The sequence below is a fragment of the Aquiflexum sp. genome, assembly GCF_041749095.1.
Lineage (GTDB): Bacteria > Bacteroidota > Bacteroidia > Cytophagales > Cyclobacteriaceae > Aquiflexum.
Map to the genome: position 1 here is coordinate 1 of NZ_JBGTCA010000294.1, position 15,956 is coordinate 15,956.

Annotated in this window: 12 protein-coding genes and 1 pseudogene; 4 read left to right on the forward strand and 9 right to left on the reverse strand. The window is 38.5% G+C overall.

Features of this window, described 5'->3' with window-relative positions; all coding sequences use genetic code 11:
• Positions 1-210: pseudogene (locus ACEW8O_RS13715) on the forward strand (PorT family protein); the annotation flags it as partial.
• Between the two features lie 48 nt (positions 211-258).
• Here ACEW8O_RS13715 and ACEW8O_RS13720 read toward each other — a convergent pair.
• Together ACEW8O_RS13720 and rpoN are read right to left on the reverse strand one after the other, a co-directional pair.
• Entirely contained in the window at positions 259-876 is a 618-nt protein-coding gene (locus ACEW8O_RS13720; protein ID WP_373495194.1) for a PA-phosphatase, read from the reverse strand.
• On the reverse strand, positions 877-2,334 hold the full coding sequence (gene rpoN, locus ACEW8O_RS13725) for an RNA polymerase factor sigma-54 (protein WP_373495195.1): 1,458 nt from the start codon (positions 2,332-2,334) through the stop codon (positions 877-879).
• Between the two features lie 193 nt (positions 2,335-2,527).
• On the opposite strand from rpoN, the gene asnS reads away from it, so the two are divergent.
• Positions 2,528-3,979: an asparagine--tRNA ligase gene (gene asnS / locus ACEW8O_RS13730; protein ID WP_373495196.1), complete on the forward strand. Its 1,452-nt coding sequence runs from the start codon at positions 2,528-2,530 to the stop codon at positions 3,977-3,979.
• Between the two features lie 51 nt (positions 3,980-4,030).
• On the opposite strand, the gene ACEW8O_RS13735 is transcribed toward asnS, so the two are convergent.
• From ACEW8O_RS13735 to ACEW8O_RS13765, 7 genes are all read right to left on the reverse strand, one after another.
• Positions 4,031-5,278, reverse strand: a complete 1,248-nt coding sequence (locus tag ACEW8O_RS13735; protein ID WP_373495197.1) for an MFS transporter — start codon at positions 5,276-5,278, stop codon at positions 4,031-4,033.
• Between the two features lie 67 nt (positions 5,279-5,345).
• A complete protein-coding gene (locus tag ACEW8O_RS13740; RefSeq protein ID WP_373495198.1) occupies positions 5,346-6,821 on the reverse strand; it encodes an NAD(P)H-hydrate dehydratase in 1,476 nt (491 codons plus the stop codon).
• Positions 6,814-8,142, reverse strand: a complete 1,329-nt coding sequence (locus ACEW8O_RS13745; RefSeq protein WP_373495199.1) for an MFS transporter — start codon at positions 8,140-8,142, stop codon at positions 6,814-6,816. Before ACEW8O_RS13745 ends, ACEW8O_RS13740 begins: the two co-directional genes overlap by 8 nt.
• Before the next feature lie 65 nt (positions 8,143-8,207).
• Positions 8,208-8,669 (reverse strand): ExbD/TolR family protein, encoded by a 462-nt coding sequence (locus ACEW8O_RS13750; protein ID WP_373495200.1) that lies wholly within the window; start codon positions 8,667-8,669, stop codon positions 8,208-8,210.
• Position 8,670: 1 nt separating this feature from the next.
• Entirely contained in the window at positions 8,671-9,312 is a 642-nt protein-coding gene (locus tag ACEW8O_RS13755) for an ExbD/TolR family protein (protein WP_373495201.1), read from the reverse strand.
• Positions 9,312-9,641 (reverse strand): hypothetical protein, encoded by a 330-nt coding sequence (locus ACEW8O_RS13760; protein ID WP_373495202.1) that lies wholly within the window; start codon positions 9,639-9,641, stop codon positions 9,312-9,314. The genes ACEW8O_RS13755 and ACEW8O_RS13760 overlap by 1 nt, the downstream gene beginning before the upstream one ends.
• 60 nt (positions 9,642-9,701) lie before the next feature.
• Positions 9,702-10,511, reverse strand: coding sequence for a MotA/TolQ/ExbB proton channel family protein (locus ACEW8O_RS13765; protein WP_373495203.1), 810 nt, complete (start codon positions 10,509-10,511; stop codon positions 9,702-9,704).
• 684 nt (positions 10,512-11,195) lie between these two features.
• Between ACEW8O_RS13765 and ACEW8O_RS13770 the strand changes: the two genes are divergently transcribed.
• Together ACEW8O_RS13770 and ACEW8O_RS13775 are read left to right on the forward strand one after the other, a co-directional pair.
• Positions 11,196-11,867, forward strand: a complete 672-nt coding sequence (locus ACEW8O_RS13770; RefSeq protein WP_373495204.1) for a DUF2306 domain-containing protein — start codon at positions 11,196-11,198, stop codon at positions 11,865-11,867.
• A 132-nt stretch (positions 11,868-11,999) separates the two neighbouring features.
• On the forward strand, positions 12,000-15,956 hold a 3,957-nt coding region (locus tag ACEW8O_RS13775), incomplete at its 3' end, for a two-component regulator propeller domain-containing protein (protein ID WP_373495205.1).

The window sequence follows — 15,956 nt, forward strand, 5'->3', positions numbered from 1 at the left end:
TCCGACAACAATGGTCTTGACAGACAAATCAAGGACAGGCAATCTTTTGGATTCAATCCTTTACGATATGGTGTTTATAGTAGATTTGGTTTTTCAGGAATCAATTTATGGGGGTATTATGGTTTAAATAAGGTTTTCCAAAAGGAAAGAGGACCATTTGCTACACAGGCTACGCAGATAAACTTTGGAATTTCTGTAGCTTTGTTTTAGAAACAACTTGAGCCTCAAAACAAACAAGCCGGGAATACCGTCTTTTTTTTATATGAAATATCGGAAGGAGAAAAAACAAACCCCAAACCCCAATAGAATTCCTCCTAGGATCTCCATTGGGGTATGTGCATTCAAATAAAGTCTCGAGGACGCAAGCCCTCCGGTCACTAAAATCCCTCCCAATAATAGAAATAACAAATCGTTTCCCGGAAACTGAATTACTACAGCGACGATGATAGCAAGCAACCCCGATATAGCTACCATGTGGGCACTGATTTTCCAAAAAAAAGTGATACTTGTTAATAATACCAAACAAATGGTGATTGATACCAAGGTTTGAATTAACAAGGGCTCAAGGTTAAATTTTGTATGAAAAAAGTATGTGGACATCACAAAATACAAGCTGACCATTGAAAAAGGCAACAATCTTTCCTCTTTATTTTTCATTTCAATAGAAGAGATATTTTTAGTCAACTTCAAGGTAAAAATACTTAGAACCGGAATTGTAAATGTGGTCAAAAATATCATTAACAGAACATATCCTTTTTCCCAAGTACCCATACTTGTAGCCTGAGGAGCTGAAAGCAATAAAAATACAAATATCAGACTTGGTACTACAAGCGGATGAAGGGCAAAAGAAATAATTAAAGCTAACTTTCTGATCACTTACAATTCCTTTCTTAATCTGGCTACCGGAATCTGTAACTGTTCACGATATTTGGCAACGGTTCTCCTAGCTATATTATATCCCTTATCATTGAGCATTTTTACCAACTTGTCATCAGAAAGTGGTCTTTTCTTGCTTTCAGCATCTACTAATGATTGTAGCACACTTTTTACCTCTTTATTGCTGACATCTTCGCCGGAATCGGTTGCAATCCCCTCTGAGAAGAAATATTTCAATGGATATATTCCAAATTCAGTCTGAATAGATTTGCTGTTGGCCACCCTTGAGACGGTCGAAATATCCATTTCAATCCTTTCTGCAATATCTTTGAGGATCATCGGTTTCAATTTAGTTTCATCACCTTCGTAGAAAAAATCGCCCTGAAAATCAAGGATCGCCTGCATGGTCTTTAATAATGTAAGCTGTCTTTGTTTAATCGCATCTATAAACCATTTCGCTGCATCGAGTTTTTGTTTTACAAATGTGACTGTATCCTTTAACTTCTTATCCTTTTTGTCACTTTTTTCATAGGCATCAAACATCTCAGAATATGACCGGCTAATCCTTAATTCCGGGGCATTTCTGGAATTCAGGGATATTTCCAATTTACCTTCGGTATTGGTCAGTATGAAATCGGGAATGATATATTGGGTTTTGACCAATCCGTCTGAAGTACCTCCCGGTTTTGGGTTAAGACGGGTAATCATATTGACCGCATCCTTTAACTCTTCATCTCCAAGATCAAGCTTCTTTAGAATTTTGGAGTAATGCTTTTTGGTAAACTCTTCAAAGCAATCACTTACAATCTTAATGGCATTCTTGACAGTGGGGTCATCAGGATGCTCTTTTCGTTCCAATTGAATGACAAGACATTCCTGAAGATTCCTAGCGGCAATTCCAGCAGGATCAAAATTTTGTATTTTTCTTAAAATCTCCTCCAGCTCATCGATATCTGATTCAATATTTTGACTGAAAACCAAGTCATTGATAATCGCTTCCAGATCCCTTCTTATATAACCGTCATTTTCAATGCTACCTATAAGTTGCCTTCCAATGATTTTCTGCCTTTCATCAAGTTTCAAAAATCCCATTTGGGCAATCAATTGCTCATGAAGTGATATCCCGCCGGATATGGGTATTTCTCTTTCCTCCTCATCGGGTGAATAGTTACCATCGCCCTGCATTTTGTATCCACCATAGTCATCGTTGAGGTAATCTTCAATATTGACATCTTTATCTTCTGAAGTATTTTCTTCTTCGTAGTTGTTGTCCTCAAATTCTTCTTCAGAATCTTTTTTATCTTCTTCCTTCCCCTCTTCAAGCGCAGGATTAATTTCCAGTTCCTCCTCAACCCTAGTATCCAACTCAGCAGTAGGCACTTGTAATAGTTTGATAAATTGAATTTGTTGAGGAGATAATTTTTGAGATAGAGACTGACTTAAATGAAGTTTCTGCATACAATATTTTTGTTTGAAAAGAATTCCGAATTAGGAGTCCATTGTACAGACGACCCCAACATCCCGGATTTCAAATTTAGGAAATTAGAACTATTTATTGATAAAAAGCTTATTTAATCGTTGTTTTGCATTCCCTATAAGAAGTCAATTTTATAAGACTCTTAAACTTACATTTATATTTATACCTATTTATATGGCCTTTAACAAAAGAGTAAAAATCAAAGAGCTTCTGGAAAAAAATTACAATGACCAAGACACGACCATCATGGGGTGGGTCAGGACAAAAAGAAGTAATAAAAACGTTTCCTTTATTGCTCTCAATGATGGTTCATCCATCAAAAACTTTCAGGTGGTGGCCGACCCCAATTTGATCACTGAGGAAATCCTCAAAAAAGCTACAACCGGAGCCTGTTTGAAAGTATCTGGAAAAATAGTGACTTCCCAAGGTGCCGGTCAACAAAATGAGCTGAATGCTGCAAGTATTGAGATACTGGGTGAAGCTGATCCTGAAAAATACCCTCTCCAACCCAAAAAACACTCTTTGGAATTTTTGCGGGAAATTGCCCACTTAAGGGTAAGGACCAATACATTTGGGGCAGTTTTTAGGGTAAGACATGCTCTTGCCTTTGCGGTGCATAAATACTTTAATGACAAAGGTTTCTTTTACATACACACTCCAATTATTACCGCTTCAGATGCTGAAGGTGCCGGTGAAACTTTCAAAGTGACCACTTTTGATCTAAAAAATCCACCTTTGACTGAAGATGGAAAAATCGATTACAAAGCGGATTTCTTTGAAAGAGAAACAAATCTGACTGTTTCAGGACAATTGGAAGGCGAACTTGCAGCAATGGGACTAGCAGACATTTACACTTTTGGACCAACGTTCAGAGCAGAAAACTCCAACACTACCCGTCACCTTGCGGAGTTTTGGATGATTGAACCTGAAATGGCTTTCTATGATGCCGAAGACAATCAAGATCTTGCAGAGGATTTTCTTAAATATGTAATATCCTATGCACTTGAAAACTGCAAAGATGATATCGAGTTTCTTGACAAAAGGGCTGAAGAAGAGGAGAGCACCAAAAAAGCAGATCAAAGAAGTGAAATGGGTTTGTTGGAGAGGTTACAGTTTGTGGTGGATAATGAGTTTCAAAGATTGACTTATACTGAAGCAATTGATGTACTGAAAAATTCCAATTACAACAAGAAGAAAAAGTTTCAATACCTGATTGAAGATTGGGGAGTGGATTTGCAATCCGAACATGAGCGGTATTTGGTTGAGAAACATTTCAAAAAACCGGTTATCCTGACGGATTATCCCAAAGAAATCAAAGCCTTCTACATGAGACAGAATGATGATGGCAAAACCGTAGCGGCAATGGATATATTGTTCCCTGGAATAGGAGAAATAGTTGGCGGCTCTCAACGTGAAGAAAGGCTTGATCTGCTGACCAAAAGAATGGAAGAAATGGATATTCCTACTGAGGAAATGTGGTGGTACCTGGATACAAGAAAATTTGGGACTACCCCACATGCCGGTTTTGGTCTGGGTTTTGAAAGACTCGTTCTATTTGTTACAGGAATGGGTAATATCAGAGATGTAATTGCTTTTCCAAGAACTCCCGGACATGCCGAATTCTAAGACTAATATTCTTTAAAAAAAAGCCGCTTAACTTGAATAAGCGGCTTTTTTTTATGGGTTTTTCTCAGCTACTAATTCAGTGGGGTCGCCCAAAATTATTTCCGGTTCTCCCACGTCAATTACTTTAATCCTTCTAGCCAAGGGAATACAAAGCAAACTCAAGACAATCGCAAAATAACCCACAATGTCATAATTCACCAATTCCCCATTTATCCCCTCCGCCAAAATCAATCCGGCCAAAAACGAAGCCAAGCCAGCAGCCAATTGTTGAACTGCCGAATTGAAACTGAGAAAACTCCCTCTGTTCTCAGATTTGGCAGTACCTGTAATCAATGCTGCAGCGGGAACCATTCTACCATTGGATGTAACAAAGAACATGGTGGAAATCAATAATACATAAGGAATAGGGGTTTGACCCAATTGAGTAATAACTGCTATCGGTATCACATTCAATGTCATAAAGATGCTGAAGATCTTTATTTTTCCATACTTGTCAGTTAATTTACCCACCCAAGGAGAGGTGAAAATGGTGAACAATCCTCCGGCAATATAAATATAAGTCAACTCGATTTCAGTAAAACCAACGTTAGCAACCATATAAGGGCTTAGAAATGGAATAACAGCAAACTGGCCCAGCATCATCATTATCGTTAAGGAGATGGCGCGCATCTGATTGGCATTGCCAGTCACTCTTCTGATAACCTGAACAGGGCTTGGCTTAAACTGTTTCTTTTGGATATGCGCTGTGATCGTGGGGATGTATTTGAATATCATCCAAAGGATCACCAATGATAATCCTGCCAAAAAGAAAAAGGGAGCATGCCAATTTGAAATACTGGCTATAAACAAGCCAAATGGCACACCAACAACTGAAGCGACCGAAAATGCAGCCATTACCAAACCCATGGCCCTACCTCTGCGGGCATCAGGAATGACATCTCCGATGATTGACAAAACCAAAGCGGAAGTTAGTCCGCCAAAAATTCCTGAGATAATTCTTGAAATTAATAAAATAGCATAATTGGGAGAAAGGGCACAAGCCAAGGCTCCAAATAGAAAGCCGGTAAATACCCACAACAAAATGGTTCTTCTGTCATATTTGTCCAAAATAAAGGCTCCCAAAAAGCTGCTGATTCCTGCGCTAAAAGTGTATGACGAAACCAACAAACCAAATTCCCTCGGTGAAATTTCGAATATCCTCATCAGTTGTGGACCGAGAGGCATCAAAATCATAAAGTCAACAATATGGGTGAAGTTTATTGCCGCTAAGGTCCAAAGTAAAAGTTTTTCCTTGTTCATCAGATTTAAAATACTTCATGCCTAACCTTAGCAGAATTGATTAAGTTCTAAAACAATAGATAATTTGTCATTCAATCCCCATCAATCTGTATGTTTCAGGAATTTTTTTGATAATGTCGGATGCGATTAATCCCCTTCGTAATTTCTTGGATGCCAATTCACCTGCAAGACCATGATGATATACCCCACAAATCGCAGCATTGAGTGAACTGTATCCTTGCCCTAAAATGGAAGTGATCATTCCGGTCAAAACATCACCGGACCCGGCTGTGGCTATATATTTATTGCCAGTTGAGTTAAAATACTGATTACCATCAGGACAGCTGATACAAGTAAAAGCACCTTTCAAAACCAAATAAATCCCATACTGAACTGAAAAGTCTTTTGCCTTATCAATTCGTTCACGGTGATTTTTACAAGCACCAACAAGTCTTTCAAATTCTTTTAGATGGGGTGTCAGGATACTGTTTTTAGGGATGCTGTTCATTAGTTTTGGATTCCTGGCCAAAGCATTCAATCCATCTGCATCAATCACCATGGGTTTGGAATAACTGCAAAGTAGATTTTCAAAAAAAGAAATATCGACATTCCCACCCCATCCCGGACCAATTCCAATGGCATCAAAATCATTGAAGGATTCAAAATCTTCAAAAGTATATACCATTACTACCGGTATAGCGATTTGTAAAATTATCCGCTCTTCATTTGGAATAAGGCTGGATACCAAACCACTTCCTGTTCTCAAGGCGGCTTTGGAAGCCAATAATATTGCCCCAACTTTTCCTGTGCTCCCGCCGAGCAAAAGCACTTTTCCATAATCACCTTTATGACTGAAATTATGAAACTGTTTATGAAGAGATGGGATATCTTCCTCTTCAACAAAAAACCTTTGTTCAGCAAATTTTTTCAAAAAATCATTTGAGATCCCTATGTCCAATATTTCAATCTTGCCTGTATACTCTGCATGTTCGGGAAATAGCAAAGAAAGTTTTGGAAACTGAAATGTGATTGTAAAATCTGCATTAAAAGCTTCTCCTTCCAGAACGGTGTCTGCCGGTATGCCTGAGGGTATATCTACAGAAATTTTGTCGGCATCAATTCCAATCAATTTTTCAATTGCTTCCTTATATTTTCCCTCAACAGGTCTATTGATACCAACCCCAAAAATACAATCAACAATAATGGCAGAATTGCCAATCGCAAAATCAAAATCATCAATATGAATTTTTTCTACCTTTTTAGGCAACCTGTAAAAATTTGATTGATAATCCTTACTACAGTCCTCTACTTCCTTAAAATAAACTAACGTGATTTTTTCAACAGAATTAGATAACAATCTGGCTATTGCCAAACCATCACCTCCATTGTTTCCCGGACCACAAAAAAAATACATTGACTGATCGATATAAGGAAATTGACCATAATACCAATCGCAGAAGGATAAAGCAGCATTTTCCATTAGGTCTAAAGAAGAAATACCTTTGGCCTGAATAAAGGATTTATCCAGTTCGGAAACTCTTTTACCCGATATGATACTAAGCATTTTTCACTTCAATTAAAGGTTGAAAATCCTGTTTTGGTATCCTTACCAATATCAAGAATGACAATCCAACAATGAAAAACAAACCCAAAGCTAAAGAACTGTTTCGCATACTTCCGGTAAACTGTTCTATCAAACCATATGAAAATGTCCCCAAAACAATGGCAAGTTTTTCGGTAACATCATAGAAGCTAAAGTAAGATGCATGTTGGGTAGTATCCTCTGGAATAAGTTTGGAATATGTAGATCTTGACAGGGACTGAATACCACCCATGACCATGCCCACTACAAACGCAAGCGCGTAAAACTGATATTCATTGACCACATAGTAAGCAGCTCCACAAATAAGAACCCAAATAAAAACCATGATGACCAAGGATGCTTTATTTCCAAAAAGCTTGGAAATATAGGCAAAGAGGTAACTGCCTCCGATGGCTACTAGTTGGATAATCAAAATGGTGATTATCAACTTATCTCCGGGCAATCCCAATTCTTTATCTCCAAAACTTGCCGCAAGATACATCACAGTCTGAACTCCCATACTGTAAAAAAAGAAGGCCGCAAGGAACCTGTTCATCACTGTGGAACCTCTTACTATTTTGAATATCCTTTTGATTTCTTTATATCCTTTCAGCAACAATGCTTTCTTCACTTTCTTATTATAGGGATTATCGGGCAAATACCTGAATGAAATCTGCGCAAAACCCGCCCACCAGATACCTGTGATCAAAAAAGACCATCTTGCTGCCTCTCCCCCATCTTTGAGTCCAAAGAAATCAGGAAGCTCAATCATAAATAGGTTCAGCAACAATAAAATCACACTTCCTATATAACCCAAAGCAAAACCACGGGCACTCAAAAAATCAAATTCATCCTCTGTAGCTATTTCAGGTAAAAAGGCATTGTAAAAAACAATACTGCCCGCATAACCTATGCTGGCCAGAATAGCACATATCACTCCATACTCAAGATTGTCACCATCAAAAAAGAATAACCCAACACATGCCATGGATCCCAGATAGGCAAATATTTTCATAAAAATCAACTTCCTTCCACCATAGTCTGCCATACCGGAAAGAAACGGAGATGCTATTGCAATAACCAAAAATGAGAAAGAAATGGAATAAGAATATAGTACTGTATTGACAACATCAATCCCGAAAAACGAAACTACATCTCCCCTTTCCTCAGATTTGGTGACAGAATTAAAATAAACAGGGAAAATGGTGGAAGTGATGACCAGGCTATATACAGAATTGGCCCAATCATACATGGCCCATGCAGATTGAACTTTTTTTCTTTCTTTGATTTTTACCTGAACCATTTCGAGTCAAAAGTAAAAAAGCTATCCCTTCAGGGATAGCTTTCACTTTAAGATTAAATTTTCAATCAATTTTCCACCTTACCGGTAGAGGCGTACATCAATTTCCTGGCATCAGCCTCTCTCAATTCAAATTGAATATCTGAGATCGGTCCCATTTTCACTTCTCTATCAGCTTTCATGGAAATCGTTATTTGATCCCTTTCTGCTTCAGATAATTTATCTTTTTCCTGATTGACCCAAAGGAGAATATCCTTTGTACCGATCAATACGTCATTTGCCTGAATCCTTGGTTCTGTCCCATATAGCGAGGTGTTCTTAGGTTTTCCAACAAATAAGTAAGAGATCAAAGTCTTTTTCTCTAGTTTTTGAAGCTGTGTCATCTGAGGAAGTCTTTGTTCCACAAGTAAATCTTGTTCTCTCAAAACTGTCGTGACCATAAAGAAAAACAAAAGCATGAAAACGATATCTGGAAGTGACGCAGTAGATACTCCTGGGTCAGCTTTCGGTTTTTTCTTGAATTTTGACATATCAATTTCCTCCTATTTTATCAGGTTCTGCAATGGAGATCGCCATAGGGATCCCCTCCTTACCTCTGTCCAACAACTCTTTCTCAGCAGCAGTTTTACCGGTTAAAGTTCTATACTGATCAGTTGTCATTCCGACCCTTTCAGCATAAATATCAAAATATGCTTTTTTTACTTGGTCCAAAACCTCAAGATACCTTTCATAACTTGTACCCCTATTGGTCTTAATGGAAACCACAGCGCCACCGGACATTGGATGATCTGAAGATTCCGGGCTTCTATTGGCTTGAGACTTTAGAGATTGCGGTAATGCGTTGTACAAAGCCATCGCATCCTCATCAGGTGCACCAAAATTCAAAATGAAGATTTTAACATCTTCTGCAAGTCTATCTGTATTTTCCAGATATTCACCTTCTACCAATAATTGGTTATTGGCGTTGACAAGAATGTTAAAAATATTTCTTTCATTCAGTTTAATTTCAGGCGGCGGCTGATCGGGATCCTGCTTGGGAGGAAGGATATTCAAAATACCCTTATCCGAAGCAATTGTAGTTGTCACGAGGAAGAATATAAGTAACAGGAAAGCAATATCCGCCATTGACCCTGCATTTACCTCCTGACTCACTCTCACTTTCTTTTTTGGCATTACTTTACAGCTTTATTGATTTCAGTTAACACGATGCCCAATATCGCAATGATAAATAGGCCATACACAGTGATTAATGAACCCCCAACGAATTTCGACATACTTGGAGTAAGATTAAACGGATCGGCCGCATATTTTGGAAGCACTTCTCCATCTGAAATGGAATATGCTATAAAAAACACCACGACCAATACGGCAATACCTATTGCTGTTTTCACCAGAGAAGCTGGATTATCTAGGGACTTAATTAGCGGCATCAATATCGCTATTACAGCTCCGACGACAACCAGAATCTCAGCAACGTATATAAATATATCTATAGAATCCATAACGGTTTTTTATAAAGTTAATAATAATATTCAGTTGATTTCAATTATTCAACTAAATAATTATTTAGTCAACTTATGCTTAACTAGAATATCCACTAATGAAATTGAAGCATCTTCCATGTCATTGACCAAAGAATCGATTTTTGAAACACAATAGTTGTAGAATAACTGTAGGATAATCGCTACAATCAAACCTGCTACAGTAGTCAAAAGGGCGATTTTGATACCACCGGCCACAAGGGATGGAGAAATATCGCCCGCAGCTTCAATAGCATCAAATGCACCGATCATACCGATTACCGTTCCCATGAAACCCAACATCGGGGCAAGGGAGATAAATAGGGAAATCCAAACCAATCCTTTTTCCAAACGTCCCATTTCAACGGAACCATAGGCAATAATCGATTTTTCCACCATTTCGATACCTTCTGAGTATCTCATTAGTCCTTGTGTAAAAATTGAAGCGACAGGTCCTTTTGTGTTTTTGGTAACGTCCTTAGCAGCTTCAATTCCACCTTGTTCAAGTGCTTCTTCAACTCTCGCCAAAAGCTTTTTGGTGTTTGTGGTAGAAAGGTTCAAGGTAATGATCCTTTCAATAGCTACTGCAAGACCTAAAATCAAACAGATCAATACAGGGGACATATAAGTAGGATCACCTTCAATAAACTTTTCTTTAATGACTTGGTGGAATCCTTTGTCTTCTTCGATGATTTCATCATCAACGACGACTGGGGCAGCGGGTGTGGGAGCTGCCTGTTCCACAACTTCAGTAGTGTCATCTGCAGCATCTTGGTCTGCGACTTGGGCTTTCGTAGTTACCGGGAACATCAAGATTCCGGAAAGCATGAACAAAGCGATTAACTTTTTCATAATGTAGATTTTAAATAAAATTTAAATAAAGGTTAACGGTTTCTAATTTAATATTCAGATTTTAAAGTTATCATTTTTTCATTTCAAATTGCAAAGGAAACATTCATAAATTTTTTATAAAATTAGAAATAAGCCCTTTTTCACAACTTGTTGGTAAGCTAAATGAAGGATTATGAATTAATTAGGTTATTTATACAAGTGGATACTGAATTTAAATAAATGGAAGAAAACGACGATAGAACTAACTTTTTGAACTAAAAACAATTGTAAATATTAGATTTTTCACGAATTTTTTTCAAAAATCCTCTTTTTTTAGTTACAAAAAACAAAAAAAATGCTTCGAGTTTTAAGGTTTGCTGTAAATCTCCATCATTTAATTTCCGAAAAATTTGAAAGGATTGGATAAATAAAATTCCCTAAATCCATTCTTTTAATTCCAAGTGTGGGGAGTTGATGCAAATCGACACCATTAATAATTCGGAGTTCAAAAAGCAGTTCATTTGATTACCGACCAAGCACTTTTAGTAAAAAAAGGACCTATCTCGATGTATTGAAACAATTCATCATAAATGGAACGGTTGTTTCAATTTTTGAAACATTAGTACTAACAGATGTCGGAGTTTGGATGATAGCTTTATGATTGAAAATTAAATGTGTATTTTAAAAAAACATATAGAGACAGAAATGAACGCACTATCTTTCAAAACCAGCCCGCTTAATAAGCCTCTTAAAATAACATTTGGTGTCATATTGATCTATTTGGCCTATCAAGCTTTGGATCATGGGATACATGGATTGAGGTATTTTCAAAATAACCCCAATACGAATACAAATCCGGTAGTGCTTTTAACACATATAGGAACGGGATTCATAGCCCTTATTTTGGGACCTTGGCAATTTTGGGACGGATTGAGGAACAGGTTTTTAAAAGTACATCGGCTGATGGGCAAAATTTATTTTCTTTCGGTTTTAATCAGTGGGACTTTCGGTCTTGGTTTGGGGATTTACAGGTTATTTTTCGCACAACAATTGGTTTTTGGTTCAGGAATCGTTGGTCTAGCCTTGGCATGGCTTTTCACGGGAATAATCGCCTATCGGTTTATCCGAAATCGTCAAATAAAGAAGCATCAGGAATGGATGGTCCGCAATTATGTGGTCACTTTTGGATTTGTGACATATCGAATAGGGTCTGATTGGATGCTCCAGCAGGGATTTACTTATAATGATACAGAAATCATGGCTTGGCTCTGTTGGGTGCCTCAGTTAATGATTGTTGATTATTTCTTTCAGCTTAGAAAGCAAAAAACATCATTAAAGGAAAGCAATGTTAAAATCAAAGAATTTACACACCAGTAATTTGCATTCGGATTCCGATAAGAATAGGTATAGCTGTAATTTTCCAGATTTCGGCTAATAGAATTGGAAAAGTTTCAGGTTACTGTAAGAATTGTCTAAATTAGAATATATAATTAATTGATGATCAATTAGATGGGTAGATTGATTTTTATATGGCTTTTTACATTTTTGACTTCCATGACAACTCATGTCCTGATAGCCCAAAACAATGACTTGATATTTCAGCGTTTTTCCATTCAGGAAGGATTGACCCACAACAGCGTACTCTGCATGATTCAGGACCGAAGGGGATTCCTTTGGTTTGGGACCTATGATGGTCTGAACCGATTCGATGGCTATCAATTCAAGGAATATAATCAGGATTATCAGGATACCACTTCCATATTGCAGAATCTGATTATTGATTTGCATGAAGACAGTAAAGGCCGGATTTGGGTGGGTACTGCAGGTTCGGGGTTATGCAGTTTGGATCCCCAAACCGAAAAATTCACCCGGTATCCCATCACATATCAAGAAAATGGCATAACGAACAAGGTCTCCACTATCAGTGCGATCAAAGAAGATAATAATGGCATGCTGTGGATCGGAACTACCACAGGATTGTACATATTAGACCCAGAAAATAGAAAATCAGATCCACTCCATTTAAATGATATTTCTCCCGGAGATGTTGTTATCAATACAATTTTTCAGGATGCCTCAGGAGATTTATGGATTGGAACTTTTGGATATGGGCTTTTCAAAATTTCAAATGCCGGTAACCGGTCTTTGATCCAATGGAAGCATGATTCAAATGAGTCCGGAAGCATCGCCAGTAACAATGTAATGTCCATTTTTGAAGATCACAGGGGCACGATGTGGTTTGGTTATAATAATGGAATGGATAGTTTGGATAGAAAATCGGGAAATTTTATCCATTTCAAACATGATCCGGACGATCCCAATTCCTTAAGTACCGATATACTCAATTCCAGGACCATCACAGAAGATAAATGGGGGAATCTTTGGATTGGCACTACACATGGTCTCAATAAATTAAATCAAAAAAGAACGGTTTTTACCCGTTATTATTCAGATCCCAATAACCCACATTCAATTGGCGGTGATGATATCCATGCGGTTTTGCATGACAAAATCGGGAATTTATGGTTGGGAACGATCAATGGAGGAATAAGCCTGTCCAATCTGCAACCCAGGGAATTTTATCTGCTTCAAAACGAGCCCGGTAATCCCAATTCCTTGAGCAGTAATATGGTAAGGACGATTTTTGAAGATAAGGATGAAATGCTTTGGATCGGTACGGAGGGAGGCGGATTGAATAAATATGACCGAAAAAGTGGGGTTTTCACGCATTTCAAACACGAGCCTCAAAACCCCAACAGTCTTCTAAATGATCTCGTCAGTTCTGTTTTGGAAGACAGCAAGGGGAATTTTTGGATAGGTTATGGGGGCAGTAATTTTTATGTAAATAAAGGAGGTGTGAGTAAAATAGATAGCACCTCAAAGAACTTTATCCATTACAATATTCAGGCTTCTAAAATACATGGAGAAGCGGATCGGGATGTGTTTTCTGTTTTTGAAGATAAAAGTGGTGTTATTTGGCTAACCACACTCAATGGAATAAAAAGATTTTTACCGGAGACGGAGACATGGGATCATTTTTTACATAGGAAATCCAATCTCGATGGCATCAGTGATGCTTGGTGCTATGCCATTTTTGAAGACAGTAGATATGATTTGTGGATCGGGACCGGATCCAATGCATTAAATCAAATGGATAAACAAAGGGAAGGTAAATTCCAACATTTCTCTGCCAATCCAAATGATCCCAATAGTTTGAGCAGTCATTCGATCCGGCATATTGTGGAGGACAGACAAGGATACCTTTGGTTTGCAACAAGTGGAGGAGGAATATGCCAGTATGATCCAAAGACAGGTCATTTCACTCCTTTCACCAAAAAAGATGGGCTTCCCAGTAATTCCATCAGCAGGGTAGAAATGGATGAAAAGGGGAAGTTATGGATGAGTACCAATAAAGGAATATGTCGGCTCGATCCAATCAGTAAGGAAGTTCAAAGTTTTGACCTGGGTTACGGTTCGCTGAAGCATCATTTCACAACGGGCTATGTGAATGCAGGTTCCAGTACCAAAGGGAAGGACGGCACATTGTATTTTGGCGGAAGTGATGGTGTTGTATATTTTCATCCTCAAAAAATCAATCCTGCTCCAAATGCGGCACCTGTTGTGCTGACACAGTTCAATGTATTTGACAAGGCTAAACCAGGCTGGGAAGAATCAACCCAAATTATTCTGCCCCACAATCAGAATTTTATTTCCATGGAATTTGCTTCTTTGAGTTTCGTGAATGCCCATAACAACCGCTACGCCTATTATCTGGAAAATTTTGATCAGGATTGGATTTATTCAGATGACCGGAGATTTGTCAGCTATACCAATCTTAGGCCTGGAGATTATATTTTTAGGGTAAAAGCATCCAATTATGATGGTGTTTGGACTGAGTCCGGAATAAACTTAGCCCTAACTATCCTCCCCCCATGGTGGCAGACTTGGTGGGCCTATCTGTTGTTTTTCATGGTGACTGCGGTTGTCCTATATTTGATGAGGAAAAGTATAATTTATTGGGAAAGAATTAATTCCGATCTAAAACTGCAACAAAATGAGGCGGAAAAAATGTATGAGCTTGATCAGGCAAAATCGGCATTTTTTGCCAATATCTCCCATGAGTTCAGGACCCCACTGACTCTGATTTCAGGGACTGTGGATACACTTAAAAAAAGAGATGGGAATTCAAGTCTCAGGAGGGAGGCCTATGAACTTATCGAGAGGAATGCATCCAAGCTGCTTGGCCTGATCCATAAGTTGCTGGAACTATCCAAGCTTGAATCAGGCAAACTTACGGTTGAGCCCAAGCCCGGCAATATCACGGACTTTTTGGAGAGTCTCATAGGTTCTTTTATCTCACTGTTTGAAAGCAGGGAAATCTACTTTCAGACCGTATTGCCTGAGGAGGGAATATACGCTTTTTTCGATACGCCCAAATTGGAAATGATTTTTTCCAACCTTTTGTCCAATGCCTATAAATTCACTCCGGAAGGTGGGGAAGTAAGTTTTTTGGCTGACGTGGGGACCGAAGGAGAAGGCAGTCTAAAGTTAACCGTTGAGGTAAGAGATACTGGCATCGGAATCCCGAAAGACAAACTGGATCATATTTTTGAGCGATTTTATCAGGAAGAATTCTGTAACACCAGAACCTACGAAGGGACCGGTATCGGCCTTTCCCTGGTAAAGGAACTAACCGACCTGATGGGTGGGAAGGTCTCGGTAATCAGCACTCCGGGAAAAGGATCTGCTTTTAAAGTGGAACTGCCTCTGAAAAGTGTAGCTCCGCATGATATGGAACAAATACCTAATGTGGTCAGCCTAAATGGCTCTTCTCCTTTGGAATTTAAATCCCAATATGAGAAGAATATTGAAAACCTGAATGAATCATCTATTTCAGTCAAGCCAAAGATATTGGTGGTGGAAGATAATCTCGATCTAAGGAAGTTTATGCGGGTTCAATTGCAGGAAGACTACATGCTATTGGAAGCGGACAACGGTTTGTTAGGATATCAAACAGCATTAAATTCGCTTCCCGACCTGATTGTCAGTGATGTGATGATGCCCGAAATGGATGGAATTTGTTTATGTGAAAAGCTCAAAAGCGAGGACATTACCTGTCATATTCCTATCATTCTGCTGACGGCAAGGGCTGATTTGGACAGCAGGCTGGAAGGCTTGGGAATGGGAGCAGATGATTATCTGACCAAACCTTTTAAGATCGAGGAACTTTCGGCCAGGATAAAAAACCTTCTGGAATCCAGAAGAAAATTAAGGGACAAATATCAAAACTCATTTTCATTGAATCCCAAAGAAATCTCCGTGACTTCTGTGGAGGAAAAGTTTGTCCAAAGGCTTTTAAACATCATGGAGAAACATCACACTGATCCCGAATTCGATGTGGAAACCTTAGGTAAAGAAATCGGGATGAGCAGGACCAATCTCTACCGTAATCTCAAAGCCATCATC